This is a genomic window from Paenarthrobacter sp. CCNWLY172 (assembly GCF_037402035.1).
Taxonomy (GTDB): Bacteria; Actinomycetota; Actinomycetes; order Actinomycetales; family Micrococcaceae; genus Arthrobacter.
Window position 1 is genome coordinate 13,094 of record NZ_JBBEGB010000019.1, and the last position, 26,707, is coordinate 39,800.

Here is a 26,707-nt window from a genome sequence, read left to right on the forward strand (position 1 = left end):
CGCATCGAAGGCGCCCCTAATGTGGGGGTTCAAAGTAATCCAACAGGGGGTAACGATGAAAAAGCTCAATACGGTCCTGGCAACAGCAGTGGCGGGAATTTCTCTCAGTGCAGGGGCGCTGGTGATGGCCGCGCCAGCCCATGCTGACTACAACACCTACCAAGTGGTCAGGGCCACCAACGCTGCGTGTTCAGCAGAACTCCGTGCAGCGATCCAGGCTTATGGGGGTTCGGTAACTGCGGTTACTCCGTGCCACTGGAACAAGTACCAGCGGATGTACATCGGCAGCTTCGGCTACAACTACTAAGCTGCCCGCCGCCGAGGGTTCAGCCGTCGGGAGGGCGAAGGCGGTCGCCAACACCGGCGGCCGCTTTTCCTTGGACAAAACGCGAAATCAGGCCTCGACGTCGGCGGTGACGCGCTCGCCGTTGAAGTACTCCAGCTGCCAGCCGTCGGTCACGTGGTGATGGGCCAGGTTAAGCACCGCGTTCTGGACGCTGTCCAAGGTGCGGCCGATGGCGCGGCTGAGGGTCAGCCGGATCAACGTGCCGTGCGCGACCACGAGGACGCGCTTGCCGGCGAATTCTTGAGCCAATTCTTCCAACGCTGCGATTCCTCGATCGGCTGCGGCTTCATCGCTTTCGCCGCCGCGGAAACCGCCCGGGATGCGCAGGGCCTCCAGTTCCGGGCCGGCCTGCAGCCCTTCGGCGGGTCCAAAGCTGCGCTCGGTGAGCTCAGGAACCAGCCGGGCAACCTTCAAGCCAAGCCCTTCGGCGATGATCTCCGCAGTTTCGGCGGCACGGCCCAACGGCGAGGACACCACGGCGTCCCACGGCTGGTCCGACAGGAAGGCGACGGCTTCGCGCGCCTGGCCGCGACCGACGTCGTTCAGCGGAATATCGGTGGACCCTTGCAACCGGCGCTCCGCGTTCCAGTCGGTCTGGCCATGGCGGACGAGGGCGAAAGTTGTGAGGGTCATGCCTTCCATTGTGCCCTGCGTACCTGCGGGACCGCAGTTCCGTACGTCACGTAAGGAAGCGCACGACGGCGGGAGGTCGCCGTCGGGCGTTCAGCGGTGCCGCAGTTCGTCCAGCAGTTCCCTGACGAGGGTGGGTTGCTCGGCAATCGCGAAGTGGCCGCAGTTCGGCACTGTCATGGTCCTGACATGCGGCCCAGCGGAGGCCAGCTGATCAAGATCGGATGGGGGAGTGAACGCATCGCTGTCCCCGCGGATTGCAAGGATGGGACACCTGATGCCGTTCCACTGGGCAAAGTCGTACTGCGCCACGGCCCGCGTTGCTGCGCAGAAGGCCCGTGGGCGGGCGTTGCGTCCCAACCCGCGGATGACGTCCGCCGGAATGGCCGCAGGGTCCGCGAAGAGGGGCGACAACAGCAGCCGCATCAGTGGAGTGGCGCCGACACCCCGGATCAGGGCCAGGCCCCAGGCACCCAGGGCTGCCATGGCACGCATGAGCAGGAGCATCCCGACAAACCACGGCAGCGTCGCGAGCCCGCGCCACGGATGCCGGACAGAGTGGGCAACGCCGAAGGTCGTGGGCGATATCGCCGCAACGCTGCGTGTTCGTTCGGGCCACGCCGCAGCAAGATGAAAGGCAATGACGCCACCCATGGAGTGGCCCACCAGGTTCCACGTGCGGTAACCGAGGCTGTCCAGAACCTCGACCACGGCATCCGCCATGGCCTCGACGGTAGCGGACTCCAGCCGCGCATTTACGGTGGAGTCACCCCAGCCGGGCAGGTCCAGGAGGATTTGGTCGCGTTCACGGGAGCCGGGGAGCAGTGGTTGGAAGGTTGTCCACGATCCCGCGGCACCGTGGAGGTAGACGTCGGCGATGTGGTCACGCCTCCTCGGGGCTTCCTGAACGCGTACAGCGCACGGACCCAGTTGGGTGGGAATCACCTCCCGCCTAAAAACTGCGCTGCCCGGTAGGGACGCTTCCTGCAGAACTTCCGTGATCACCCGCTGCTCCTGGTCTTTGCCAGTGATTCGGAGCAGCGGGCGTTCTGGATCGGCGCGGTGGTTTCAGGCGGGTGATGGGTCCTGTTCGTAAACCGTGCGCCCGCCCACCACTGTCCGCAGGACCTTTGCGTCCAGGAGCGCACGCGGGGCTTCTGCAGTGAAAACGTCGGTGTCCAGGACCACGAAGTCCGCGTACAACCCAGCAGCCAGGCGGCCGATGTTGTGTTCCGCCCCGCACGTCCAGGCCGAATCACGGGTGGCGTGTTCGATCGATTCGGCCAGTGGCAGGGCGAAGTCCGGGACGTTGGTTCCGGCCGTGGCATCCAAGGCTGAGGCACGCGTGGTGGCCACGTACATGTTGGGCAGCGGCGCGTGCGGGGAGGTGGGCGAGTCCGTGCCAAAAGCCAGCCGGGCGCCGGCAGCGGTGATCCAAGGCCACGGGAAGCCGCGTTCCACGCGGTCATCGCCCAGCTTGGCGCACCAGTTTTCGCTGATGGCGGGATCAGCATGGACCGGTTGCATGCTCGCGGTAATACCCAGTGCGGCGAGGCGATCGACGTCGGCCCTGTCCGCCAACTCCAGATGCTCAATGCGGTGACGGCGTTCGCGGGGGCCGTTCTCCGCCACTGCGTGTTCCACGGCGCCGATGGCGATCCGCACGGATTCATCGCCGATCGCGTGCATGGCAACTTTCAAACCGGCAGCGTCTGCCGCGGCAACCACAGGCGCGAGTTCGGCAAGGCTCCAGATCGGTTCCGCATTCGAACCATCGGCGTAGGGCATCCCGAGGGTGGCAGTGCAGCCATCGATAGTGCCGTCGATGATCACCTTGATGCCCACCACGCTCAGGAAAGGAGATTCATGCTCGACGGCGAGCGCGGCCGCCCGCTGGACCTGGGCGATGTTCTCCTCGGCCGATCCCGCGTTGTTCACCCTCCAGTAGGCGATGAGCCGGCTGGTCAGGGTGCCGTCTTTGTCCGCACGCTTAAAGGCCTCAAGGTCGGTCTCGTTGAAGCCCATGTCGCAGGCGGTAGTCACGCCTGTTTCGCGGTAGGCCTGCTGGACTGCGGCGATGCTGGCCTCGTGTTCGTTTTCGCTGACCTGGGCATCGAGGTAGGGGAGCACGATGTCGTAGAAGGCGTTCTCGTCGATGTAGCCGGTGGCGTTCCCGCGGGAATCGCGCTTGATGGTGCCGCCGTGCGGGTTCTCGGTGTGGTGGTCGATGCCGAGTTCAGCCAGCGCCGCAGTGTTGACCCACACGGAGTGGAAGTCGTAGGCGAAGGCGTACACGGGCTTGTCTCGAACTACGGCGTCCAGCATCGCCGCGTCCGGCACGCCGCCCGGAATGGCGCCGTGCAGCCAGCCGGTGGCCAGGATCCGGTCAGCGTCCGGGCGTTCTGTGGCCCTTGCCTTGATGCGTTGCTGGATGTCCTCCACGGATTTGGCTCCCCACAGGCTGACCTGTCCCAGGGCTTCTCCAGTACCTACGACGTGCGCGTGACCGTCCACGAATCCGGGGACCACCAGGCGGCCTCCAAGGTCCACCAGTTCGGCGTCCGGGCAAAGGCGTTCGGCGGTATCGGCGTCGCCGACGTACAGGATGCGCCCGCCCTGGACGAGGATGGCCTCGGCCCAGCGGCGGGTGTCGGAGGTGAAGATGCGGGCGTTGGTGTAGAGCTGGGTGGTCACGCTGCGTTGTCCTTGCTTTCGGGTGCTGTTTCGGCTGCTGCTTCTTCCGTGGCGGCTGCTTCTGCCGCAATCCGGCTGTCCAGGGAATGGCTCACGTCCAGGAGCAACTGGTTTTGGAGTTGGTGGAGGTGCTCGCTTTCGGGCTCAGGCCAGGTGGACATCTTCACGATCACGGTATCGGTGGCGGGGTCTATCCAGAGGTACTGACCGTAGATGCCGATGCCGGTGACGTTGCCTCTCCCGTTGCCCGTGCACCACCACTGACGGGTGTAGGAGCCCTGCGGGTGGATGGCTGTGAAAGAGGAGTCTGCCATGGCTTCACGGTCCCCGCCGTTGAGGATGCTCCCCACCCATTCCGGGGAAACCACCCTGCCAAGGGGACCTTTGCCGTCGTCGAGCATTAACTGCCCAACCCGGGCGAGGTCCCGGGCGGTGCAGGAGACCCCACCGTTCGCGAAGCCGAAGCCGGCGGAATCCACGGTGATGGTGGCATCCCGGTCGGCGTCGAGTTTGGACCACAGATACGTGGACAGCGCCTCGGAGTAGCGCAGCCCTGTGACGCGTTCGATGATCCAGGCAAGAACATCGGTGTTGGCCGAGCAGTACTGGAATTCGGACACTGTGCCGTTGCCGGTGAGCGTGGTCAGGAACGCGTAGGTGTCCTGGGGATCCTCGGGACGACGGGTGCGCCACCCTGCGGAGCGGTCATGGGTTTGAACCTCGGACGCTGGGTCCACATAGTCCTCGCTGTAATTGAGGTGAATGGCCATATCCAGCACGTGCTGGATGGTGGGCCCGTCGTAGGCGGAGCCGGCCAGCTCTGGAACGTAGTCCACCACGCGGGCGGACGGGATAATCTCTCCCGAATCGATCAGGGCCCCTACCACCAGGCCACACATGGACTTGGATACGCTCATCACCAGGTGCAGGTCATCCGGTGCGAAGCCGGGGCGGTAGTACTCTCCGATGACCTGGTTGTGATGCAGGACCAGGAAGGCATCGGTATAGGTCTCTTCGAGCCGGCGCTTCAGGCCCGGGAGCCCCAGTCCGTCCAGGCTGTCAGCAGCCGCAACGCGGTTGTCCCGACGGCGGCGGGCAACTACCGCCGTCGGGACTATCTCGCCAAGGTGCGCGAACGTCCAACGGTTGTGCGGTCCTTCCTGCCAGGTGTCCAGCGTCGGCTGGCCGGTGGCGCCGGGATAGCGGTCAGGGTGGTGGCCGGTGGGGGCGGTCATGCGTGCGCTCCTTGGATGACGGATGGTGTGGTGGTACTGCGGCGCAGGGAAGGGGTCAAGGCGACGTACGCGCCGGCGGTGACGATCATGGAAACGGGTACGGAGAGATCCAGGAAGCCCATGGCTGCCGAGACGGGTCCGGTCCATACGGCGTTGGTGAGGAAGAGCGAGGCCACGGTGGCGCCGAGGACCACCGCGAGCAAGCCGGGGATATGCCAGCCACGGCTGTACCAGAACGGGCCGCCCGGTTTCTCGTTGAAAAGGTCTTCACCTTTGTATCGATTGCGGCGAAGGATGACGTCCACGGCGAAGATGGCCATGGTGGGGCCGGAGATCAGGACCAGCAGTTGCAGCATCAGGTTGACGGCGTCCAGGAGGCTGGTGGACATGACGAGGTAGATGGTCAGTGCTGTGCCGATGGCCCCCACCACGATGGCCGAAGGGATGCGCCTGATCGGGACGCCGATGGACTGGAACGCCATGCTGGCGGTGTAGGTGGTCATGCCGTTGAGCGAGATCGTGTTGATGATGACCCCCACCACGAAGATTGGTCCCAACCAGGCAGGGAGCAGGGCCAGGAGTGCCGACTCGATGCCGAGGTCCATGGCTGCTGGGCTGATGCCGGTGGCCAGCAAAGCTCCCACGGCCGTGAAGAACATGCAGGGCAACGCGCCGCCAAAGGCCGTGGCCGCGATGATGTGGGAGCGTTTGGTGGTCTCCGGGAGGTAGCGGGCCAGATCCGGGCTGTTGGTGTAGGAAAGCGGGGTGGAGGCCAGGATGGCGATCCCAATGGTCACGGCAGACCACAGCGGTGCTCCTTCCAATGGTGCCGGAGCCGCATATCCCCACTGCACGTGGGGCAGGACGAACACTGTGACCAGCAGGAAGATGGCCAGCAGCACCGAGGCCACTACGGGGTAGCTGCGGAGGATCAGGCTGTGGCCGAAAACAGCTACCAGCACGGTAACCGCGGCAACAACGATGGTGACGATCACCGGGCCGGCTACGGGATCCGTGAAGCCAAGCTGTGCCAGGAGTTCAGCGCCCATGAAGGAAGAGGCGAGCCAGTTCAGGGCCAGGAAGACGGCGGAAATGAACCAGCCGAAGAAGGCGACGACAACCCTGTTGCCGCGGATTCCGTAAATGGCGCGGGTGATGACGGAGCCGGATGTTCCTGCGGCCGGGCCGCTGGTGGCCACGATCCCGGTGAGGATCCATGGGAGGCTGCCGGCAACAATGACCAGAAGGGCCTGCCACAGTTCCAGGCCGAGCAGGATCAGCGAGGCACCCACGGTGAAATTCAGGACGCTGACGTTGGGGGCCGCCCACACGGGGAAGAGGTCGCGGGCGCGGCCGTGCCGTTCGGAGGCTTCGATGAGTTCGATGCCGCGGGTTTCGGGATGGGCAAGGGGTTCCGGGTAGCTGACCGGATCGGTGACATGGGGCTGGGACAACGCTGTTCCTCTCGGGCAAGGTCCGGCTCACGACGATGGGATACCGGGCCATTGGTGCTATTGGTCATGCGACCAACGTGCTATTGGTCACTAATCCAATAGACTGAGGAGCATGGTGTCAAGCCCCACATCCCAACGCGTTCGAAAATTACCCGGCGAGCGCCGTGCCGAAATCCTCGCCGAGGCCGCGTCGATTGCCCTGAGTGAGGGGCTCGAGCGGATAACCCTCCGTGCTGTCGCGGACCGATTGGGTGTGCGACCCGGTCTGATCAGCCACTACTACCCCGCTGCCGAGGATCTGGTGGTCGCAGCCTTTGTTCTGGCGGTATCGGAAGAGCGGGAAGAGTTGTTTCCCGACGGCGGAACGCCGCTCGCCCGGATGGCCCACCTGATTTCCCGCATCGAGGGCGGCGGCGCCTTGGAGCTCACCCGGCTTTGGCTCAATGCGAGGCACCTCTGCCGCTTCACGCCAGCGTTGGCGGAGGCCATGCTGGCCCAGGAATATCTGGACCGGACACGGCTTACAACCCTCATTGAGCATGGCGTGACGTCCGGTGACTTCGTCGTGGATGACCCCTTCGCGGCCTGCATCCGGATCTGGGTGGCGATCGACGGTGTCGGCTCCTACGTCAACAACCCCGGAACCTTCGACTATGAAGCGTTCACTCGGTTCGTCGCCGATGTTGCCGAATGGTCCCTTGGCGTGCCCGCGGGAACGCTGCGGGCGGCGGTGGATCAGGTGCGCGAGGCCTGATTCCCGCCGTAACGCAGCACTCCGCATTGCCCTTCCAGCTCCTTAATCAGTATCCTGATGACTTATCTGGTGAAACCGGATGATGCTGTTCGGGCTCCTTGCCTGGGCCGCACGTGGCTGAAGCAGTCGGCCGCGCGGCCATCGTGAAAGTTTGATTGACGGCATTGCTTGGTGACGCAAGGACAGCGTTTGGGTCCGGGGCTCCAGGTTTGCCTGAAGGACGTGACATTCGTGGGCACCATTGACGAGGCTGTGGACTCCCCCGTCCCTGATTCCATTGACGACACACTTGACGGCCGCTACCAGCTGGGGCCCGTCCTTGGCCGTGGCGCCATGTCGGCTGTCTACCGTGCGACAGATCTGCTGCTGGGCCGCGAGGTGGCCATCAAGATCTTCCTGCCCGGCTCAGGCGACGAGTCATTCCGGGCCCGCCAGGAAAACGAGATGCGGCTCCTCGCCGCCTTTGACCATCCAGGGCTCGTGGCGGCATTCGATGCCGGCGTGGACACCAGGAACGACGAAGAGCGCGCCTATCTGGTCATGGAACTGGCGGAAGGCCGGGACCTGCGGGCCGTGCTGTCGGATGGACCGCTCACCGTTCCTGAGACCGCCCGCATAGGGATCCGGTTGGCCGGGGCGCTGTCCCAGGTTCACAAGCAGGGCGTCATCCACCGTGACATCAAGCCTGCCAACATTCTGGTATCCGACGACGACGCGCTGGGGGAGTCGGTGAAGTTGGCGGACTTCGGCGTGGCGCTGGTGATGAACGACAACCGCCTGACCGCCACCGGATTCACCGTGGGCACGGCACAGTACCTGAGTCCCGAACAAGCCCAGGGTTTGCATCTGACCCCGGCGAGCGACATCTACTCTCTGGGCCTGGTGCTCCTTGAATGCCTCACCGGCAAGGCAGAATATCCGGGGACGCCCATTGAAACGGCATCAGCGCGCCTGCATCGAGCGCCACAGGTCCCCATGGAATTGCCCGCCCCGCTGAGGGAGCTCCTGGAAGCCATGACGGACATGGATCCCGACAAGCGTCCCAGCGCCCACCATGTGGAACAGTCACTGGCCAAAGAAGGCATCCAGTCCGGCCGCAGGACTGCGTTGCTGCCGACCGTGCTTCCGAAGCGTCCGCTGCGTTCGTCGACCCGGAAGCAGGCGACGGTTACCAGCATCCTTGACTTCGGCAGGCGCCGGCCCAAGACGGTCAGGGGTGTCGCAGCAGCCGCCGTCACCATCCCGCTGGCGCTGCTGATTTTCTCGCAGGGGATCAATCCGTCCGGCAACAACACTGCCGATCCGTCACAGCCCGCTGATCCCGGCGTATCGCAGGCCGAGCCGCAGCCAAGCAGTCCTGCCGCCCCGGCTGCGCCCGTGGATCCAGTAATCGCGGATCCGGTCCCTGCGGAGACTGGGCCAGGTGGGAGCGTGCAGGCGGAAGTGGTGGACCTCTCGGAGGCAACCCGCCCGGAGCAGGTTCCAGCGCCCGCCAACCCGCCCGCCGTTGAGCAGGCGCCCCTCACAGGCAAGGACCTCGCAGGCCAGAAAAGCGAGGGCAAGAACGACAAGAAGTCCGAGAACAGCAAGGGCAACGGGAAGTAGTCCAAGCGCTGGTGGCCAACGCACGACGGCGACCTGCCGCCGTCGTGCATCAACTTCCGGAGGGAAAGCTCACTGCCACGGTGGTTCCGCCGCCCGGGGTTTCCGCGAGGGTGAGGTCGCCTCCGTGGGCTTTGGCGATGCTGCTGCAGGTGGCAAGTCCCAGGCCGGAACCCGGGCCATCGCCCTGCCTCCGCAGGCGTACCAACGGTTCCAGGACCTTGGCGCGGTCCTCGGGGGCGATCCCCTTGCCGTTGTCCGCAACGTAGATGGTGGCCCCATGGTAGTTGGAAACGCCGCTGATCCGGATGCGGAGGTCGCGGTCCGGGCTGCGGTAGTTCATGGCGTTGGACAGGAGGTTCTGCAGCAGGGTGCGGAGCTGGCCGCGGTCCGCGTGGAGCCCGAGCTCCTGGACCTCCACGATGCCATCGTTCTCGATGCCAAGGTCCCGGGCAACCTCCTGGGTGACCTCGTGCAGGGAGACGTTGGTGGGCTGGATGCCACCGCCCACGCGGGAGTAGCTCAGGACATCTTCGAGCATCCCGAGCATCCGGCGGCCGCTGGCACCGATGCGGTCCAGGTACCGCGCAGCAGTGCTGTCGGGTTCCACGTCCGGATCATCCTCCACCAATTCCACGTAGCCGAGGATGGTGGTCAACGGGATGCGGAGATCGTGGCTGACGCGGCCCGCAAATCCGGCGAGTTTGGCGTTGCTGTCCCTCAACTCGGTGTAGGTGCGGTCCAACTGGACGGTGCGGTGCTGCAGCTCGAGCAACTCCACTACTTGCTTGGCCAGGACCTCCAGCATGCTGACCTGTTCGGGGCGCAGCTCCTGGGTCTTATCAGAGAAAACACACAGGGTCCCGGGGACGAACCCGGACTCTGTTTGCAAGGGAACCGAGGCATAGAAGCGGACTTTGCCGATTTCCCCGGTGACAAAGGGATTGTCCGCGAAGCGCGGATCCTTGGATGCGTCCGCCACCACCGTCCTCTCGCGGGAGAGGAAAACCTTGGCACACATGGAGTCTTCGCGGGAGCAAACCCCCGGGTCCACGCCCCAGGCCCCTATCTGGTGCTGGTACTCGGCGCTGATGATGTTGACCACGCCAAACGGCGCCCCGCACAGCTCCGTGGCCAGCCTCACGAGGTTCTGCAAGGCGCTCATGACGGCGGCATTGGGCAGGAGCGTCGAATCCAAGGCGGGGTCGAGCCCGTATTCCTGGAGTTCCAAGTCCCTGCCGGCGTCCTTGGTGAAGGACAGCTGCCCCTGAATTTCCGTCATAAAAACAATCCCCCCAGCGTCTCGTGAATTCCCTGCCGATACTACCGGGAGGTTGGACCCGGTGGTTTACTGGAACGCATGACCGAGCAGGAACCGGCCACCGCCGCGTCTACTGACAACATCGATCTCTCCCTACGGACCCCGGCACAAAGATCCCGCACGTTCACCGGGATCCTGGTCAATACAGCCATGGCCAACATCACCACGAGCTATCTCTGGTTCGCGTTGACCTTTTGGGTGTACCTGGAGACCCGCAACGTCATTGCCACGGGGGTAATCGGCGGCGCCTACATGCTGTTGATTGCCCTCTCCAGCATCAGCTTCGGAACCTTCGTGGACCGTTACAGGAAATTGGCAGTGATGCGGTTCGCCGCCGCGTTCACCCTTGTGATGTTCGTGCTGTCCGGGGTCATGTTCCTCCTGACACCGGAGGAAGCCCTGCTTGACCTGACACAGCCCTGGTTCTGGATCTTCACCATGATCATCCTGATCGGCGCGGTGGTGGAGAACATGCGCAACATCGCGCTGTCCACCACGGTCACCATCCTGATAGAGCCTGACCGCCGGGCCAACGCCAACGGGCTGGTGGGTATGGTGCAGGGGCTCATGTTCATTGTTACCTCGGTGCTGTCCGGGTTGTCCGTGGGGCTGCTGGGCATGGGGTGGACCGTGGTTGTCGCCCTGGTGCTTACGGCGTTGGCCTTCGGACACCTGCTGACGCTGCGCCTGCCGGAAGAAGTACGGGCAGCCGCCTCCGACGCCGAAGGTGGATTCGACCTGCGCGGCTCTTGGGCTGCCGTTATGGCAATTTCCGGACTGTTCGCACTGATTCTCTTCTCCACGTTCAACAACTTCATCGGCGGCGTCTACATGGCGCTGATGGACCCCTACGGCCTGGAAATGTTCTCCGTGGAGATGTGGGGAACCGTCTTCGCGATAGGAGCCACCGGGTTTGTGGTGGGCGGCGCGCTGATCGGCAAGTTTGGCCTGGGACCCAACCCCTTGCGGACCATGCTCATCGCGGTGGGGCTGATGGGCCTCATCGGTGCCGTGTTTACGCTGCGGGAATGGGCCTGGCTCTACATTGTGGGGATCTGGCTGTACATGGCGTTGGTTCCGGTAGTGGAAGCAGCCGAGCAGACAGTTATCCAGAAGGTGGTTCCGCTGACCCGCCAAGGAAGGGTGTTCGGCTTCGCCATGGCATTCGAGTCGGCGGCCGCACCCATCACCGCCTTCCTCATTGCCCCGATCGCCCAGTTCTGGATTATCCCCTACGCCCGTTCGTCCGAGGGGGCAGCACAACTGGAACCGCTGCTGGGTGAGGGCATATCCCGTGGTATTGCCTTGGTATTCCTGGTGGCCGGCCTCATCATGATTGCCGTGGCGCTGCTTGCCTTCCTGACCCCGGTCTACCGGCGTGTCTCGGCCTCGTATGCGCAGACAGCAGCGGAGGAACCCGAGAACGCGGACTCTTCAGCGGCAGGTTGAGGTGTTGATTCCGCCTGACTGACCCGAAACCAGGGCAGACGAGCACCCAAAGATCACTCTTTTCGGATGAGAGGGCATGATTGTCCCTGGGTGCAGGGTTGAGTCAGACCGTGGCGCCGGGGGCAGCGCCACAGAGAGGGAGGTACTTCCATGGAGGAGAAGGATCCCTGCGACTACGTCATTGGCTTTGAACCGGACGACGTGATGTTTTTGGTGTGGAATTCCGGGGTCCGCATCGAAGCTGCCAACGCGCGGGCCGCCGTCGAGGCTGTGAACGACCTCGCCGCAGGCAGCAGGTACCCCCTCTTGGTGACCATGGCCGAGACCGCGCATCTTAGCCGCGCAGCCCGCGACGTCTTTGTTGAACCCTGCGCTGCCTCGAGGATTGCTTTGCTGGGGAACAATCCCGTGGACCGCATGCTCGCCGACTACCAATTGGCCGTCCAAGAACCGCCCTGCCCCACGCGCTTTTTCACCTCCCACACGGAAGCTCTCTCCTGGCTCCGGGAAACCTCCGAGGGGTCTTAAAGCGCCCAACGCCAAGCCAAGAATGACGCGCGCTGAGCCGGCCACCAGCAAAAGCGGCAAACGCACGACGGCGGGAGGCCGCCGTCGTGCGCTGTTTCGGCTGCGCTGTGGTGCGGTCAGGCTGTGAACGCCAGGTCTTCCAGCCTCACCGGGAACCGCAGCGTTTCCCCGCGGGACAACCGCAGGGCCTCGTTCACGGCGCTCGCCGCCATGCGCTCCAGCTCATTGCCCAGTGACCCCGCCACATGCGGGGTGAGCAGCACGTTGGGATGCGTGTAGAAGCGGGATTCGGCGGGCAGCACCCACGGGGTGGTCACGTCCAGGACCGCGTAGAGGTCGCCGCGTTCTATCCGTGCGAGCAGTGCATCCTGGTCCACCAGTTCGCCGCGGGAGGTGTTGATGAACGTGGTGCCCCGCTGCATCCGCTCGATCAACCCCGCGTCCATGATGTTCCTGGTGGAGGGCAACGACGGCGCATGGAGGCTGACCACATCGCTGCCTGACACCAGCTCCTCCAAACTGACGAGCCCGACGCCGAGGACGGCCGCTTCCTCGGGGGATAGGTAAGGGTCGGCCACCACTACCTCCAGCTCGTACGGAGCCAGCAGCCTGATCACGTGCCGGCCGATCTTCGAGGCCCCAATGATGCCGACCCGCTTCCGGTAGTTGCCCATGTCCGGGAAGAGTTGCTCAGCCAGGACGTCGGTCCGGGTGGTGTGCAGGGCGCGGGCGATCTGGAGGACGCGCTTGTTGGCGAGGATGATCATGGCCACGGTGTACTCGGCCACCGGGATGGCGTTGGCGTCCGCGGCGGAGCTGACCTGGATGCCCCGTTCCCAGCAGGCGTCACCGATGTGGTGTTTGACGCTGCCCGCGGCATGCAGGACATAGCGCAGACGGGGTGCGGCATCCAGCACGGTGTGGTCGATCATCGGACACCCCCAACCGGTGATGAGGATATCGGCCTCCGCCAATACGGCGCGGCCTTCCGCAGTGGTGAAGTCCTGAATGGGGTCACGGCTCAGCAGCGTCAGTGCTGGCTCCAGGGGATCCAGGCTCCTGGGCGGGAACACCGCCCGTGCTGTGTGGGACGGCATGGCCAAGGCAACGTTCAAGTTCACTTGACGCTCCCTGCTGTGAGGCCGGACTTCCAGAACCGCTGCAACATGACGAACGCGAGCAGCAGCGGGATGATCGAGAGCAAGGAACCGGTAATGACCATAGGTGTGAATTCGGGCTGGGGGATGGAATAGCCCTGCCAGATGGAGATACCCACACTGACGGGCAACAGCTTCTGGTCCTGGAGCATCACCAGCGGGAGCATGAAGTTGTTCCAGACGCCCACAAACTGGAACAGGGCGATGGTGATGTACCCGGGCATCATCATGGGAAGGCCCAAAGAGAAAAAGGACCGGATGGGCCCGGCTCCGTCAACGCGGGCTGCCTCCAGGGTCTCGGCAGGAACGTAGGCCGCCGAATACACCCTGGCCAGGTACACCCCGAACGGGTTGCAGAGCACCGGGATGAGGATGGCCCAGATGGTGTTGGTGATGCCGAAAACGGAGGCCAAGAGATACATGGGCAGAACCGTGGCCGTGTTGGGAATCAGCACGCCCACCAAGACGATCCCGAAGAACGAATCCTTGCCGCGGAACTGGAATTTGTCGAATGCGTAACCGGCCATGACGGAGATGAGGCCGCCAAGAACTGCTCCGAAGGCGGCGTAGAACATGGAGTTGGCCATCCAGCGGAGGAACATCCCGCCGTCCTGGTTCACGACCGCCAGGACGTTCTCGAAGAAGGCCGGTTCACCAAAAGCGTAGGCGGCTGTTCCGTAGAGATCCGCAGTGTTTTTGGTGGAGGCGAAGAACAGCCACACCACGGGAAGCACCATGTAGGCGCAGCCCAGGATGAGCAGGGCATTCACGGTGAACGTGCTCGCGAAGCCGCCGTTGCGGGCGTGCCGGCGCCTGCCCTGTGACGGCGCGGGGGCTTCGGCTGGGGTGCGGGACATCGTGGAGGTGCTCATGCTGTGTTCCTTGAACTGAAGCGGGTCACGGCCCAGGACAGGACTGCGGCCATGAGCGCGATGATGATGGAGGCAGCCGCGGCCTGGTTGAGGTTGTGGCGGTTGAACGCGGCGTCGTAGGCCCACATGTTGGGCACCCACGTGCTGGTTACTGATGCCGTGGCCTTGGAGATGATGTTCGGCTCGGTGAAGAGCTGCAGCGTGCCGATCACGGTGAAGAGCATGATCACGCTCAGCGCCGGGAGGATCAGAGGCAGCTTGATGCTCATGGCTGCACGGATCTCTCCTGCGCCGTCCACACGGGCAGCTTCCAGGATTTCCCGGGGCACTGCCTGCAGGGCAGTGAAGAGCACAATGACGTTGTAGCCCGTCCACTCCCACACGGCGATGTTCACGATGGACGGCAGGATCAGCTGGTTGTCCAGGAAGTTCAGCGAGATTCCGCCGGTTTCCAGGACTGAGACGATCGGGCTGACTCCGGGTGTGTAGAGGTAGGCCCAGATCAATGCGGCGATGACGCCGGGCACTGCGTGGGGGAGGAAGACGAGCAGTTGGAACAGTTTCCTGGCCCGCGCGACGGCCGAATCCAGCAGCAGCGCAAATGCCAGGGCGCCGCCCATCATCAAGGGGATGTAGAGCAGGCAGTACAGGACAAGGCGTCCGATGCCGCCAACGAAGCTCTCGGACTGCAGGACCTGGACGTAGTTTTCGAAGCCCACAAACGCGGTCTTGGCCTCACCGAAGCCGAGCCCGGACTTCTGCTGGGCGAAGAAGCTGAGCACCATCGCGTAGATCACTGGCGCAACCATGGCAAGGGCAAAAATGGTGAAGAACGGCGTCAGGAACAGTGCAGCCGTCCGGCCCCCGGTTCCGGACATTGCACGGGGTTTCTTCGGGTTTCGAGGCTCCACGGCGGTGGCTGCCTTGTGCGGTGTGGGTGAAGTGGTTGCTGTGGACGGTGTGGCACGGTCGGCCATGATGATTCTCCTCGTTGGCAGGGCGGCTCCGTAAGTGCGGAGCCGCCCCACCGTGCGGGCCTACTCCTTGACGGAGAGGCCGTTCTGCTTGAGCCCGGCCACTGTGGCGTCCTGGGCGGTATCGACGGCGTCCAGGACCTTGCCGCCGCTGGTCAGCGTGCCGTAGGCGTCCTTGAGCGCGGTGTTGGTGATGTCCCAGTTGGGACCCCACTGCCAGCCCGGCGTGATGGTGGAATATGCCTTGTCGAAGACCTCGTAGATGTCGTTGCCGAAGTAGCTGGCATCGAAGGCCTTCTGCGCCACAGGGGTCAGGCCCGGGTAGGCAAGGAACGCAGAGCCGGTGTTGCCGCGGGCAGAGATGGCCTCTTTGCTGGTGGCAAGGAACTCGATGAATTTCGCCGCGGCGGCCGGATTCTTGCTGCTCTTGGTGATGTTGAAGCTGGAGCCGCCGTAGAACGCGTCCGCCGGAGTGCCCCAGTTGGGCACCTCGGCAGCGATCCACTGACCCTTTTGGCCGCTGGCCTCCGTCCGCTTCTGGATACCGGTGGCGCTCCAGTTGGCACCCAGGACTCCGACGACGGCGCCGCTCGCCAGGTCTGCGGACCATTCGTCACTGAAGGACTGCTGGACTTTGACGATCTTCTGGTCGATCAGCTTCTGCCAGTACGTGGCGACTTTCCGGGTGGCTTCGTCGTTAACACCAACCTTCCAGCTGTCGCCTTCGGTGCCGAACCACTTGCCGCCCGCCTGCCAGGACAGCGCAGCAGTCAGCGCAGCCTCGTTCGGGTTGAAGCTGGCCAAATGCGCTTCGGGGGCAACGGCCTTGAGCTTCTTGCCGGCCTCCTCGAACTCCTGCCAGGTCTTGGGTGTGGAGACTCCGGCCTTGTCCAGCATGTCCTTGCGGTACCACATGATCATCGGCGCGGCATCGTAGGGGAGTGCGTAGGTCTGCTCGCCAAACTGCACCAGGGCCTTGGTTTCATCCGTGAGTTTGTCCACGGTTTCAGCCTTGTTGATGTAGCCGTCAAGAGGCTGTAGCTGGCCGTTGCTGACAAATTGGGGCAACTGCGGATATTCGATGGTGGCGACGTCCGGGCCGTTGCCTGCGGTGATGGCAGTGGAGAGCTTGGCATAACCGCCGGCTCCGCCGTTGGGGATGGTTTCAAACGTGACTTTGATCTTGTCCTGGCTGGCGTTGAACGCTTCCGCCACCTTGTCCATACCGGCCATGGAGGACCAGAACGTGATGTTACCTCTGGGGTCTTCCACCAGGGTGGGGGTCGGCGTGGCGGCCGTGGTGCTGCCACAGCCGGTGACGAGTGCAGCGCTGGCCATGAGGCTGGCTGCTCCAAGCAGAAGCTGGCGACGCTTCATTCTGTTCTCCTTTGAAGTTCACGATGCGAAAGTCGTGGTGCTCTGGGGGCACTTTCGGACTAGGCACCATGAAATCCACAAAAGTGAACATCATCAACAAAATGAACAGAAGTAAACAGTCGAATCGCAGGTGTGGGCAGGCTACACCTGCGTGGAGCCGCGCACCTCCAGCGCCGGGGACAGGTTCACCCGTTGCAGCGCGGACGTGCTTCCGCGCCGCGCCCCGATGCGGCTCAGGCACATCACCAAAGCCTGGTGGCCGACGTCGTATTTTGGCGGCGCCACAGCGGTAAGCGGGACGGCGCCGAGGGCGGCGATCTCGTCGTCGTAAGAAACGATAGCGAAGTCCTCCGGCACGCGGATCTGCCGTTCCAGGCAGGCACTGACGAACTGGAGCGCGTCCTCGTCGGTGTGGACAACAGCGGCCGTCACCTCCGCCGATCCGCACCAATCCAGGATCCGGTCCACCAGTTCACGGTGGGCCTGGGGATCGTTTTGGGCGCGGGACATGGCACGCACCATCGAGTCGTCGCGGGCATGTCCGGCACGGTGCATGGCCAGGTGGAAGCCATCGATGAGTTGCGGGGCGGTGGGGCTGTTTTCACGGAGGCAAATGGCGATTCTCCGGTGGCCCAGGCCCAACAAGTGGTTCACGGCGATTTCCGAGCCGCGGACATGGTCGCTCCGCACGGCTTCGAGCCGGCCGTGGTCCAAGGCGTCGTCGATGGACCGTTCCACCACTACCACCGGCACCTCTGCCTCGGCCAGCAGGTCCAGTGTTTCGGTACCTGCCAACGATTGCCCGCTGGGCGTAATGAGGATTCCATCCACGCCGTGTTCGTAAAGCCGCCGCAGCTGCCGCCGCTCTTCCGCGTCTGAATAGTTGGTGACGCCCAGCACCAAGCGGACGCCTGCTTCCTGCGCGGCGGCTTCGGCGCCGCGAATGACGCCCGGGAAATAGTACGACGCCGACGGCACGATCATCCCGATGGTGGCCAAAGGCCGCCTCCCGCCAGGCCGCCAGGACGTGGAGGGCTGCGTAGCGGGTCCTGCCGACGGCTTGCCGCCCACCGGGATGGCGCCGCCGTGGACCCGTTCGAGCAGGCCCTGTTCAGCGAGCACTGCGAGGTCCCGCCGCACGGTCATCCCAGAGGTGCCCAGTTTCGCCGCGAATTCGCTGGCATTGAGGGAACCGTTCAGGGCGAGTTCCCTCAGGATGAGCTGTTGACGATCCTCGGTCAGCATGCAGGTGTCCGCCTATAAAGTTCACTTGTGTTCAGTTTGTTCATTATGAACCAGAACCCGGCTGCGTGGACCCTGTCGGCTAACTGCCCAGCTTCACCACGGATATCTCGACGACGGCGGCCCGGGGGAGAAGGTGCCTGCGGATCGCGGCGGCTGCTTCGCGCGTCACAGCCGGAGCAGGACGGGAAGCATCCACGCCAATCCTGACTTTCACTGCCAGTGTGTCGGCGGTCCCCGCCAGGCCGATCAGGGGAAGTGTCTCGCCGGTGACCGCGGCCAGGGCGGCGCCGGCTATGGACTGCCACAACGGCTGCGCGGGATAGACCGAGTGGACCCCTTCCACCGCCTGGACGAGCACGAGCAGTTCCTCAGCCAGGGTGGTTGACGGGGCTGCCGACCCGCCTGAAGGGGAAGTGTTCGCGGCTTCCAAAAACTCCGTCATGGCTGGTCCTCCGTGCTCAGCGGTCCGGTGGTGGCGGGTGTATCTGCGGGCTGGACCGGCGGTGCCGGCGGCTCAAGGACGTCCGTCACGGTGATATTGATGGCTTGGATGTTCAGTTCTGTCTGGGCTGCCAGGGTCCTTGCCAGCTCGTCGCGGAGGGTGGCTGCGCGTTCTTCCATGGGATGTCCGTACACCACGGCCACTTCCACCTCCACGGTGATGGGGGCTCCCATGGTGGTCACCTCTCCCTGCAGCCGGCATTTGCCGGCGGCTGTTCCAGGGAGTGCATCGGCCACGGACCGGATCAGGGCGGAGATGGCTCCTTCGGATTCCCAGAGCGTGTCATCCGGGTGTTCCGCCTGCAAGGGAATGCTCCGTCCGGGCCGCAGTTCCAGGCGCAGGTTGTCCAGGATGGACTGCATCCAGTCGTCATTGCCTGAGCCCGCGTCTGCTACATCGGACCGGAGCAACTCTCCGCCGAGTTGGGAGAGATGGCGCAAGGAGGCCAACGCGGCCTGGCATTCGGGGCACCTCTCCAGGTGGGCTGGATCATCAATCTGTCCCGTGTCCAGGTAGGCACTGAGATCCGCAAGGCTGTGCCCGCATTCGAGGGTGTCGCTGGGGGTGTTCATCGCCATTCCTCCATGGTGCGTGCGAGCGTGATCCGTGCCCGGGCCAACCGGCCGCGGACACTGGCTGGGCTGATGTTCAACGTCAGCGCAATCTCTTCGTAGCTCTGGTCATTGAACTCCTTGAGTACCCAACAGCGTCGTTGTTCCTCGGGGAGTGCGGCCAGTGCGGCCTTGAGGGCTTCCACCCGGGAGGCATTGACTGCGTTGTTTTCCGGATCCTGGGTTCTCGTCCGGGGGCTGTCATCGCGCTGGTTTTCCACGTCGTCCAGATCCATGTGGTGGCGTCGTTTCCTGAGGTGGTCGATGCTGCGGCTGCCAAGGATCCTCAACAGCCAGCCTTTGACGGCGGCAGGCTCCCGGAGGGTGTCCAGCTGTTTCCAGGCCTGCACCAGTGTTTCCTGGACCACGTCATCGGCGTCCGCCAGGCTGCCGGTCAACCGGCGGGCGGTGGCCCGCATCAGAGGGCCGTGGCGACGGGCAAGCGCTTCGAACGCTGCCGTGTCACCGTCTGCTGCCCGGCCGGCCAGCAAGGCATCCGGAACGAGGTCCAGTTGGTGCTGCGCCACGGGTGAACCAGTCACGTTCTGCCTTCCCAGTGGGGTCGAGGTTAGTGGAGGAAAGGGGCCGGCCCCGCCATCGGTAAGGGGCCGGCCCGGGAGGGGCCTACTTCCCGGTGAAACCCTCTTTGAGTTTCCGGGCCGCATCTTTGATGTTGTCTCCGATGTCGGCGGCAGCGTCCTTGACCTTCTCGCCTGCCTGCTGGAGCTTTGCCTGGGCCTGATCGTGCTGGCCTTCGCGCTCCAGTGACTGGTCGCCGGTCAGTTTTCCGGCACCTTCCTTGGCAGCGCCGAGGTGTTCGGTGGCAGCGTTGTTGATCTTGTCGTTGATTCCCATGGTGTTCCCTTTTCTTTTCAGTGCGCGTGCTCTGTGGTGCCGCGCATGGTTTGAGTGGAGAGAAGTGCGTTCCAGCGGTTACCGTGCACGTCGGGATCCTGACACCTGGGTTCGGGCGCCGATGGTAATTCGGATCAGGACGGGGATGGGATGTCCCAGCAGGGCATCTATTTCGCGGATGAGTTCTTCGGCAGTGTCGGCAAGTTCGCGTGGCGAGCTTCCCTTGCGGGCTTCCACGCGGAGCCGGAGGGCGGTTCCCCGCCGTGACTCCCACGCCGAAACGGACGTGGCAAGGACGTCGCGGTTCCCGCTTAGGGCTTCCCGGAGGGCTGTGGAGACCAGGCTGACATCCACCACTGTCCGGCCCCGGGCCCCGCCTGTCCCCGTGGGTCCGTTGCCTGCGACCGTCCCGTCCAGTTGCTCGGCGAGGCGAGGAGTGCGTCCTCCGCCTTGGGAGGCGAGCCAGGCTGCGTTGAGGGCGATCCCCACAAGCAACACGGCGATTCCTGCCACCAGCCACCAACTCCGGACGGGGTCCGGTAGAGGTGCGGCGCCCACGAGGTTCCTGGCGGATTCGCGGACGGACGATGCCACTGCTGTCCAGGTATCCGCTGCTCCCGGCATGGTGCCAGCTGCAATGACTGCGCCACCGGCTCCCAGCAGTGCAAGGCCCAGGATCGCAAGCAGGATACGGTTCAGTGCACGGTTTGTTTGCCTCATTGCCCCACTGCTCCTTGGTTCAATACCTGGACATCAGATGAGGTCCGGCGGTCCAGCGCAAAGGCGGCCAGTTCGCCGTCGACCACTGTTGTCACGGACTCAAGGTCCAACGGAACGCCCGACGTCGGACGCACCTGGACGCGTACGGACCGTCCACCGACGGTGGTGGTCACCTGCCCGGGGGCCAGGCCGGCGGCGAGCCGGGTGGTGCTGGAGAGAGCTGCGGCGATCACGTCGTCGTCCACCACTACGGCGGCGCGCCGGCTCGCCAAGGAGCGTCGGGCCTTCCGTCCCTTGCCCACGGCAAGTCCCAGCAACAGCAGACCCAGAATTCCAAGGCCCGCTCCCGCAGCTGCCATTCCCACCGGGACTGTGGTGACCGGAAGGTCCACGAGCCACTGGAGCATCTGTGCGGGGCTTGCCAGCAACGCCTGGTCCTTAAGGATCCACAGCACGGCTTCCACTGCGAGCCAGAGGAAGACGACCATGAGGATGCAGGCGGAAAGGATGGACGGAAGAGCCCGCGAAGAGTGCGTTTCCCGACGGATCATCCGCCGTTGGGTTCGGTCCTGGTTCAAAGCACCCTCCTTTCCTTGAGTCGTTCCGTGGAGTGTTCCTTGGTACGGGGCTGCTCCTTGGCTCCGGCGAGGCGGATATCCACCCGGCCGATCTCGAGCCCGGTCAGCTCCAGGCCGCGGGACACCAGTTGTGTTCGTGCTGTTTGAGCCTGCTGAAAGACGGTGGCTGTGGTTTTCCGCGGGCCCGGAAGCGGCGCGAGCGACAGCTTGACGGAGAGGCTTACTCCGAGCTTGCCGGCATCGTCCTCCAGCTCGGCTGCCACGTTTCCCACTCCCACCCGGAACGCCTGGGCGGTGACGGCTTCCAGGGTTTTCCGGAGGGCGTGCTGGGTGATGCGGGTATGTCCGGCGCGGTTCGTTCCGGCGCGGTTCATGATGAGGAGCGCTTGCCCCGCAGTGCATCCAGCACGCCACGCAGGTCAAGCTTTCCCTCGGCGGAACGGCCCAGCACGGCCCCGGCACCCATGAACAGTGCCGTCAGCAGGAGGCCCCAGAAACCAAAGGCCAACCCTGCCAGGGCCAGGACAGCTCCGATGGCTATGCCGGCGATGGTGGGGTTCATGCGACCCTCGGCTCGCGCCCGGCGTCGTCTGCGTCTTCGTCCTCGGAAGGAACGTGGATGTCGGTGATGGTGATGTTGACCTCGGTCACTTCCATGCCCACCAGGTCCTCGATGGCGGTGTAGACGGCGTCGCGGGCGTTGTCCGCTACTTCCTGGAGCGGGTGCGGGTACTCAACAACCAGGGTGACATCTACGGCCACCTGGGTTTGGCCCACTTCAACGCTGACGCCCTGGGTGAGGTCCTTCTGGCCCACCTTCTCGCGCAGGTTGCCGATAGCGCGGGCAGCACCGCCGCCGAGGGCGTGGACGCCCGGGATTTCCTGGATGGCGATGCCGGCGATTTTGGCGACGACGCCGTCGGCAACCGTGGTGGCCCCGCGGCCATCCTTGCCCTTATTCAGTGCAGGAGTGGTGGTGTCATGGGCCGCTGTGGGGTTGTCGCCCCCCGTGGTGTTCCTGGCCGGGACATCTGCGGGGGTGTGCGTCTGGATTGTCATGGCGATTGCTCCTGTCCGTTGGTTGCAGCGCTTGGTGTGCGCCGTCATGAATAAGACGTGCCGATGCAGGGATTCCTCACGCTCGAGTTTTAGTGATGTGCATCACCCCCACCGCAACTCGCCAATTTAGCTAGATTCACATATAACTAGTTTGTCGAGACACATTCTTACACGGGAAGGCACCAAGTGACTGCAGTAGTTGTGAGGGAATCGCAAGGTGGAGCTTCCCTCGAAGTAACGCCCCCAGTACTGATCACCGAGGCCGCTTCGGCCCGAAGAACCGGAGTGTTGGACGAAGTGTGGACAGCTGCCGCCAGGGTGGAGGGGTTGCAGTGGGAAATGGACGAGGCTGAGGATTGCCTGGTACGGGCCATGCGAAACGCGACGGCGGCGGGAGCGGGCCTTCCGGACCTTGCGATTGCCTCGGGCCTGGGCTTTGCCGACATCGAGCGCCTCATGCAGTAGGCCTGGCGTCGGGTTCACTATTGTTCAACTCGCGTCATGCGAAGGGTGGAACTCCTAGTGTGGTGGGGCTACTACTACGTGCCCCTGCAGGAGAATCATGGCAACCGCAATCACCATGCCCGCCCCGGATTTTAACCTCAGCCCCATCACGGGCTGGACCCGGGAACACTGGGTAGCCTTCGCTGATCAGCAGTTGCTCGCGGTGCGCCCCCACTTCTCCCCGCTGAAGGCGGCCATCCGGCTGGGTGGCCGCCCGTCTTCGTCGGGAGCTGTGTCCGATGGCCTGGAGGGCTTCGCGCGGACGTTCCTGCTGGCGGCCTTCCGGGTGGCGGGGGAGCAGGGCAGCGACCCCTTCGGGCATCTGGACTTTTACCGTGAGGGCCTGCTTCACGGCACGCAGAACAACGGGCCTGAAGCGTGGCTGCCCATCACCGACCGCTCCCAACCCATGGTGGAAGCCGCCTCCGTGGTCCTGGGGCTCCAGCTCACCAAGCCCTGGTTGTGGGACACGCTGTCCGCTGCGCAACAGGATCGGGTGGCTGCCTGGCTGCGGGGTTCCTCGCGCAGCACCTGTGTGGACAACAACTGGGTGCTCTTCCAAGTGATGATCGCCGAATTCCTGGCCGGTGCGGGCTTTGAGTACAACGCAGCCCAGATAGGGCATGGCCTGGACAGGCTGGACGACTGGTATGCGGGCGGAGGTTGGTACCGGGACGGAGACAACGACGGCACCGGCGACTTCTTCGACTACTACTGCGGTTGGGCCATGCACTTGTACCCCATCCTGTGGGCCGAGTTTGCTGCCGGCCGGCATCCACAAGCCGATCACCGGCTTGAAATCTCCCGCCGCCGCCTCGCCACCTTCCTGGAGGACCATGTCAGGTTCTTCGGCGCCAACGGTGCCCCGATGTTCCAAGGCCGCTCCCTGATCTACCGTTACGCCGCCGTCGCGCCCCTCTTCATGGGGGAGGCGATCGGCGCAACGCCGCTCGCCCCCGGCCAGACCCGCAGGATCGCCAGCGGTGCAGCAAAGTACTTCCTCGACAACGGAGCCTACGACGACGGCCTGCCGTCACTGGGATGGCTCGGCGCTTTTGAACCGATGACCCAGGAATACTCCGGGCCGGCCTCGCCGTACTGGACCTCCAAGGCATTCGTCGGGCTGCTCCTTCCCGCCGACCACCCGGTGTGGACCGCCGTTGAGGAGCCTTCGCCCCTGGAAGCCGCAGACGGATTAAAGCATGCCGAGGCCCCCAACTACCTGCTCCACTCCACTGCTGCGGACGGCATCGCCCGCCTCCTCAACCATGGCAGCGACAAGTACTATGCGCCCGGCCCGGATGATCCCCTCTACCGCCGCCTCGCCTATTCAAGCCATACGGCGCCGCTGTTCACGGAGCACCCCGTCGACAACCACTTCGCCCTCCTCAACGATGCTGGGACGCCAAGCCGGCGCTCGCGGATCCACCGGCTGCCTGCGGGGCCGGGGCAAGCAGCCAGTTGGCACGCCCCGGTGTGGAACGATGCCGAGGATCCCGCTGATTCGGACTGGCGCGCCGCGACGGGGACCGCCGCTGCAGGCGGATACGAACTACGGGTGCACGCAGTGGAGGCGCCGGACAGCTCCATCCTCGCGGTCCGGGACGGCGGATACGCGCTCGCGGGTGATCAGCCGATGCCAAGCAGCGGCGTCCTTGCTGACGGCCGGCTGCACACAGCCATCTGGCCGCTCCACGGCTACACGGACAGCGGCACGTATCAGGGCCATGGGGTGTCCCCTTTTGGCGCCTTTGCCAGCTGCCGCTATCTGGAGGGCAGGCTGTCCGGGGAGCGCAGCTGTTTCGCCTCCCTGGTGTACCTCGGCGGCGAGCCGCCTGTCTGGGTTCCTCCCGCCGTCGGGCCTCCTCCCGCTTTTGAGCTGTTCGACGACGGCGCCAGCGTCAGCGCCCGCCTCGCCTTGGGCCCGGATCAGGTGCTGGAAGTGGAGTTCGCCCTCTAATGTGCCGGCCCGGAATCTTGAGCGAATCTTGAGATGACCCGGCGCCCTTCTTGAGGGCTCCGTCCGATGGTTGAAACATCAGCCAACCGCTGACGGAGCTTCCAGGAAGGACCACCCAAATGACTGACCAGATCTCCACCCAGTCCCAGAACGCCAGCGTCGTTCATGACGCCCTGTCAGGCACCGCAGAGGCCGTCCGGCATGCCGGCGAGGTTCTCGGCCAGACGCGTGTGGCCGTCCGTGAGCAGTTCAACCCGCTGGGCGTAGGACTGCGCAGCATCTGGCCGCAGTCGGTGGTCGGTTTCTAAAAGGGTCGTACTGACCCAGAAACCTGGAGCTTTAAAGCGGGCAGGCACCTCCCCCATCCGGGAGGTACCCTGCCCGGCGTCCTTTAAGGGACGATGGATGCAGCTCAATAAATAAGGAGGCTTGTCATCAAGGAAGAGATGAAGAAGGCCGCCGAAGTGGCTGAGGAAGCGTCGAATTCGCAGGCCTTTGCCGCTGTTGCGCGCGGCGGGTATGTGGTCAGCGGAATCCTGCACGTGCTCATTGGCGTCATTGCCCTCCAACTGGCGTTCGGAAGCAGCGGCGAAGCCGATGTCAGCGGGGCCGTGACGTCCCTAGCCAGCCAGCCCTATGGGCCGCTGCTGCTCTGGGCGTGCTTCGCTGCCTGCGCCGCGCTGGCACTGTGGCAACTGGGAAACGCCATCCTTGGCCACCGGAACGGCTCGGACAAGATCACCAAGAAGCTGTCCGCCATAGGGCAGGCGATCGTCTTCGCCGCTCTCGCCACCACCATCGTCTCCTTCATTGCCGGCAAGGGCCAGAACAGCCGGGAGTCCAGCAGTGACTTCACCGTCACGCTCCTCAAGGCCCCGTTTGGGGTGTTTCTGCTGGTCGCCGTTGGTGCCGGCATCGCCATCACGGGAATCGTTTTCGCAGTGCGGGGATTCCGCCGGAAATTCACCAAGGACCTGACGTTGTCCTCCAACAGTTCGGTGAAGAAGTTCCAAATGGGGGTAGGCGTGGTGGGGTACATCGCCAAGGGGATCGCCCTCTTCCTGGTGGGCCTGCTGGTGGTCATCGCGTCGGTGCGGGCCCAACCCGAACAGTCAACCGGGCTCGACGGCGGTTTGAAGGCGCTCAGGGAGCAGCCCTACGGGGTGTACCTGCTGGCTGCCGTGGCAGTGGGGCTGATCGCGTACGGCCTGTTCCTGATGGTCAAGGCGCGGACCCTGCGGACATAGCTTTTCCGGACTGTTATGTCGGGAAGGGCGGATACGGATTCAGCGGTAAGTGAGAGAAGCGGTCAGCGCGGTTAGGCGGCGCCGAATGCGGGTAAGGAACAATCATGACTCATCATGATCCGGACAACTCCGGCCAGCCACAGAACCGTCTCACCTCTCCGCCGGCGGACCCCCGTCGCGGATACCACTCCGGCGAGTTCCCACAACAGGAGCAGGAACAACCGGGCCTGACCCGGCCCTTGGATCCGCAGCCGGACCACGGCGAGAAGAGTTACGTGGGACACGGCCGGCTGCAAGGCAAAACCGCGCTTATCACGGGCGGAGACTCCGGGATCGGCGCCGCTGTGGCTATCGCCTACGCCCGCGAGGGCGCGAAGGTGGCCATCAGTTACCTGCCGGAGGAAGAAGAAGACGCAAGGTCGACGGCGGAATGGATCCGTGAGTGCGGCTCGCAGGTGCTCCTCTTGCCCGGTGATGCGCGGGAAGAGGCGTTCGCGGCCGAGATCGTGGAGCGGACCGTGCAGGAACTCGGCGGTCTCAACGTGGTGGTGTTGAACGCCGCTTACCAAAAGAACCGTGAAGGCCTGGAAACCATCCCCACGGAGGAGTTCGACCGCGTCTTCAAGACCAACCTGTACTCACTCATCTGGACTGCGCAGGCGGCCATTCCCCACCTGAGGCCAGGAGCATCGATCATTGTCACGGCCTCTATCCAGGCCTTCAACCCCTCCGCCCAGTTGGTGGACTACGCCATGACCAAGGCTGCCCAGGTGGCCTTCACCAAGGCCATGGCCGAAGAACTGGGGCCCAAGGGAATCCGGGTCAACGCCGTGGCCCCGGGACCCATCTGGACCCCGCTGATTCCCGCTACGGAATGGCCGGACAAGCTTCCCACGTTCGGCCAGGACACGCCGCTGGGCAGGGCCGGGCAGCCTGCTGAGCTGGCCCCGGCCTACGTGTTGCTTGCCTCAGATGAAGGCTCCTACATTTCCGGAGCCGTGCTTCCTGTGACGGGAGGCAAGGGATTGTGAAC

General features: G+C 64.3%; 30 protein-coding genes. 10 read left to right on the forward strand and 20 right to left on the reverse strand.

Annotated elements, in window-relative coordinates; translation table 11 throughout:
- Nucleotides 1-55: 55 nt before the first annotated feature.
- Nucleotides 56-307, forward strand: a complete 252-nt coding sequence (locus WBN73_RS20355) for a hypothetical protein (RefSeq protein ID WP_207595409.1) — start codon at nucleotides 56-58, stop codon at nucleotides 305-307.
- Between the two features lie 87 nt (nucleotides 308-394).
- On the opposite strand, the gene WBN73_RS20360 is transcribed toward WBN73_RS20355, so the two are convergent.
- From WBN73_RS20360 to WBN73_RS20380, 5 genes are all read right to left on the reverse strand, one after another.
- The gene (locus WBN73_RS20360; protein ID WP_280624519.1) at nucleotides 395-988 is read right to left on the reverse strand and encodes a histidine phosphatase family protein; all 594 of its coding nucleotides are present in this window, start codon (nucleotides 986-988) and stop codon (nucleotides 395-397) included.
- A gap of 81 nt (nucleotides 989-1,069) precedes the next feature.
- Entirely contained in the window at nucleotides 1,070-1,981 is a 912-nt protein-coding gene (locus tag WBN73_RS20365) for an alpha/beta fold hydrolase (protein ID WP_337341166.1), read from the reverse strand.
- A 63-nt stretch (nucleotides 1,982-2,044) separates the two neighbouring features.
- Nucleotides 2,045-3,670: an amidohydrolase gene (locus WBN73_RS20370; RefSeq protein WP_337341165.1), complete on the reverse strand. Its 1,626-nt coding sequence runs from the start codon at nucleotides 3,668-3,670 to the stop codon at nucleotides 2,045-2,047.
- Entirely contained in the window at nucleotides 3,667-4,905 is a 1,239-nt protein-coding gene (locus tag WBN73_RS20375; RefSeq protein ID WP_337341164.1) for a serine hydrolase domain-containing protein, read from the reverse strand. Before WBN73_RS20375 ends, WBN73_RS20370 begins: the two co-directional genes overlap by 4 nt.
- Complete coding sequence (locus WBN73_RS20380; protein ID WP_337341163.1) at nucleotides 4,902-6,359, reverse strand: purine-cytosine permease family protein; 1,458 nt, start codon at nucleotides 6,357-6,359, stop codon at nucleotides 4,902-4,904. The genes WBN73_RS20375 and WBN73_RS20380 overlap by 4 nt, the downstream gene beginning before the upstream one ends.
- Nucleotides 6,360-6,471: 112 nt before the next feature.
- Between WBN73_RS20380 and WBN73_RS20385 the strand changes: the two genes are divergently transcribed.
- Nucleotides 6,472-7,113, forward strand: a complete 642-nt coding sequence (locus WBN73_RS20385) for a TetR/AcrR family transcriptional regulator (protein ID WP_337341162.1) — start codon at nucleotides 6,472-6,474, stop codon at nucleotides 7,111-7,113.
- A gap of 231 nt (nucleotides 7,114-7,344) precedes the next feature.
- Nucleotides 7,345-8,718, forward strand: coding sequence for a serine/threonine-protein kinase (locus tag WBN73_RS20390; RefSeq protein WP_337341161.1), 1,374 nt, complete (start codon nucleotides 7,345-7,347; stop codon nucleotides 8,716-8,718).
- Nucleotides 8,719-8,767: 49 nt separating this feature from the next.
- Here WBN73_RS20390 and WBN73_RS20395 read toward each other — a convergent pair whose 3' ends face one another.
- Nucleotides 8,768-9,997, reverse strand: a complete 1,230-nt coding sequence (locus tag WBN73_RS20395) for a GAF domain-containing sensor histidine kinase (protein ID WP_337341160.1) — start codon at nucleotides 9,995-9,997, stop codon at nucleotides 8,768-8,770.
- Nucleotides 9,998-10,075: 78 nt separating this feature from the next.
- Here WBN73_RS20395 and WBN73_RS20400 point away from each other — a divergent pair, with 78 nt between their 5' ends.
- Together WBN73_RS20400 and WBN73_RS20405 are read left to right on the forward strand one after the other, a co-directional pair.
- Nucleotides 10,076-11,485 (forward strand): MFS transporter, encoded by a 1,410-nt coding sequence (locus WBN73_RS20400; RefSeq protein WP_337341159.1) that lies wholly within the window; start codon nucleotides 10,076-10,078, stop codon nucleotides 11,483-11,485.
- A 150-nt stretch (nucleotides 11,486-11,635) separates the two neighbouring features.
- The gene (locus tag WBN73_RS20405) at nucleotides 11,636-12,013 is read left to right on the forward strand and encodes a DUF7793 family protein (RefSeq protein WP_207595399.1); all 378 of its coding nucleotides are present in this window, start codon (nucleotides 11,636-11,638) and stop codon (nucleotides 12,011-12,013) included.
- Nucleotides 12,014-12,129: 116 nt separating this feature from the next.
- Here the strand turns inward: WBN73_RS20405 and WBN73_RS20410 are convergent, their stop codons facing one another.
- From WBN73_RS20410 to WBN73_RS20475, 14 genes are all read right to left on the reverse strand, one after another.
- Nucleotides 12,130-13,134: a hydroxyacid dehydrogenase gene (locus WBN73_RS20410; protein ID WP_337341158.1), complete on the reverse strand. Its 1,005-nt coding sequence runs from the start codon at nucleotides 13,132-13,134 to the stop codon at nucleotides 12,130-12,132.
- Entirely contained in the window at nucleotides 13,131-14,042 is a 912-nt protein-coding gene (locus WBN73_RS20415) for a carbohydrate ABC transporter permease (RefSeq protein ID WP_337341157.1), read from the reverse strand. Before WBN73_RS20415 ends, WBN73_RS20410 begins: the two co-directional genes overlap by 4 nt.
- Nucleotides 14,039-15,019: a carbohydrate ABC transporter permease gene (locus WBN73_RS20420; RefSeq protein ID WP_337341156.1), complete on the reverse strand. Its 981-nt coding sequence runs from the start codon at nucleotides 15,017-15,019 to the stop codon at nucleotides 14,039-14,041. Before WBN73_RS20420 ends, WBN73_RS20415 begins: the two co-directional genes overlap by 4 nt.
- 60 nt (nucleotides 15,020-15,079) lie before the next feature.
- Nucleotides 15,080-16,393, reverse strand: coding sequence for an ABC transporter substrate-binding protein (locus tag WBN73_RS20425; protein ID WP_337341155.1), 1,314 nt, complete (start codon nucleotides 16,391-16,393; stop codon nucleotides 15,080-15,082).
- A gap of 141 nt (nucleotides 16,394-16,534) precedes the next feature.
- Complete coding sequence (locus WBN73_RS20430; protein WP_337341154.1) at nucleotides 16,535-17,638, reverse strand: substrate-binding domain-containing protein; 1,104 nt, start codon at nucleotides 17,636-17,638, stop codon at nucleotides 16,535-16,537.
- 79 nt (nucleotides 17,639-17,717) lie between these two features.
- Nucleotides 17,718-18,080, reverse strand: a complete 363-nt coding sequence (locus tag WBN73_RS20435; RefSeq protein WP_337341153.1) for a hypothetical protein — start codon at nucleotides 18,078-18,080, stop codon at nucleotides 17,718-17,720.
- Complete coding sequence (locus WBN73_RS20440) at nucleotides 18,077-18,712, reverse strand: Asp23/Gls24 family envelope stress response protein (protein WP_337341152.1); 636 nt, start codon at nucleotides 18,710-18,712, stop codon at nucleotides 18,077-18,079. Before WBN73_RS20440 ends, WBN73_RS20435 begins: the two co-directional genes overlap by 4 nt.
- Complete coding sequence (locus tag WBN73_RS20445; protein WP_207595392.1) at nucleotides 18,709-19,293, reverse strand: RNA polymerase sigma factor; 585 nt, start codon at nucleotides 19,291-19,293, stop codon at nucleotides 18,709-18,711. The genes WBN73_RS20440 and WBN73_RS20445 overlap by 4 nt, the downstream gene beginning before the upstream one ends.
- Before the next feature lie 82 nt (nucleotides 19,294-19,375).
- Nucleotides 19,376-19,606, reverse strand: coding sequence for a CsbD family protein (locus tag WBN73_RS20450; RefSeq protein WP_337341151.1), 231 nt, complete (start codon nucleotides 19,604-19,606; stop codon nucleotides 19,376-19,378).
- 78 nt (nucleotides 19,607-19,684) lie between these two features.
- Nucleotides 19,685-20,326 (reverse strand): hypothetical protein, encoded by a 642-nt coding sequence (locus tag WBN73_RS20455; RefSeq protein ID WP_337341150.1) that lies wholly within the window; start codon nucleotides 20,324-20,326, stop codon nucleotides 19,685-19,687.
- Nucleotides 20,323-20,904, reverse strand: coding sequence for a hypothetical protein (locus WBN73_RS20460; RefSeq protein ID WP_337341149.1), 582 nt, complete (start codon nucleotides 20,902-20,904; stop codon nucleotides 20,323-20,325). The genes WBN73_RS20455 and WBN73_RS20460 overlap by 4 nt, the downstream gene beginning before the upstream one ends.
- Nucleotides 20,901-21,278 (reverse strand): hypothetical protein, encoded by a 378-nt coding sequence (locus WBN73_RS20465; protein ID WP_337341148.1) that lies wholly within the window; start codon nucleotides 21,276-21,278, stop codon nucleotides 20,901-20,903. Before WBN73_RS20465 ends, WBN73_RS20460 begins: the two co-directional genes overlap by 4 nt.
- A complete protein-coding gene (locus WBN73_RS20470) occupies nucleotides 21,275-21,466 on the reverse strand; it encodes a DUF2273 domain-containing protein (RefSeq protein WP_207595387.1) in 192 nt (63 codons plus the stop codon). Before WBN73_RS20470 ends, WBN73_RS20465 begins: the two co-directional genes overlap by 4 nt.
- The gene (locus tag WBN73_RS20475) at nucleotides 21,463-21,963 is read right to left on the reverse strand and encodes an Asp23/Gls24 family envelope stress response protein (protein ID WP_337341147.1); all 501 of its coding nucleotides are present in this window, start codon (nucleotides 21,961-21,963) and stop codon (nucleotides 21,463-21,465) included. Before WBN73_RS20475 ends, WBN73_RS20470 begins: the two co-directional genes overlap by 4 nt.
- A gap of 186 nt (nucleotides 21,964-22,149) precedes the next feature.
- Between WBN73_RS20475 and WBN73_RS20480 the strand changes: the two genes are divergently transcribed.
- The 5 genes from WBN73_RS20480 (at nucleotide 22,150) to WBN73_RS20500 (ending at nucleotide 26,705) form a co-directional block, all read left to right on the forward strand.
- Nucleotides 22,150-22,428 (forward strand): hypothetical protein, encoded by a 279-nt coding sequence (locus tag WBN73_RS20480; RefSeq protein ID WP_337341146.1) that lies wholly within the window; start codon nucleotides 22,150-22,152, stop codon nucleotides 22,426-22,428.
- Between the two features lie 97 nt (nucleotides 22,429-22,525).
- Nucleotides 22,526-24,427, forward strand: a complete 1,902-nt coding sequence (locus tag WBN73_RS20485; protein WP_337341145.1) for a DUF2264 domain-containing protein — start codon at nucleotides 22,526-22,528, stop codon at nucleotides 24,425-24,427.
- Nucleotides 24,428-24,546: 119 nt separating this feature from the next.
- A complete protein-coding gene (locus WBN73_RS20490; protein ID WP_207595383.1) occupies nucleotides 24,547-24,735 on the forward strand; it encodes a hypothetical protein in 189 nt (62 codons plus the stop codon).
- Nucleotides 24,736-24,873: 138 nt separating this feature from the next.
- Nucleotides 24,874-25,674 (forward strand): DUF1206 domain-containing protein, encoded by an 801-nt coding sequence (locus WBN73_RS20495; protein ID WP_337341144.1) that lies wholly within the window; start codon nucleotides 24,874-24,876, stop codon nucleotides 25,672-25,674.
- A 104-nt stretch (nucleotides 25,675-25,778) separates the two neighbouring features.
- On the forward strand, nucleotides 25,779-26,705 hold the full coding sequence (locus WBN73_RS20500) for an SDR family oxidoreductase (protein WP_337341143.1): 927 nt from the start codon (nucleotides 25,779-25,781) through the stop codon (nucleotides 26,703-26,705).
- The last annotated feature ends 2 nt before the right edge of the window (nucleotides 26,706-26,707 follow it).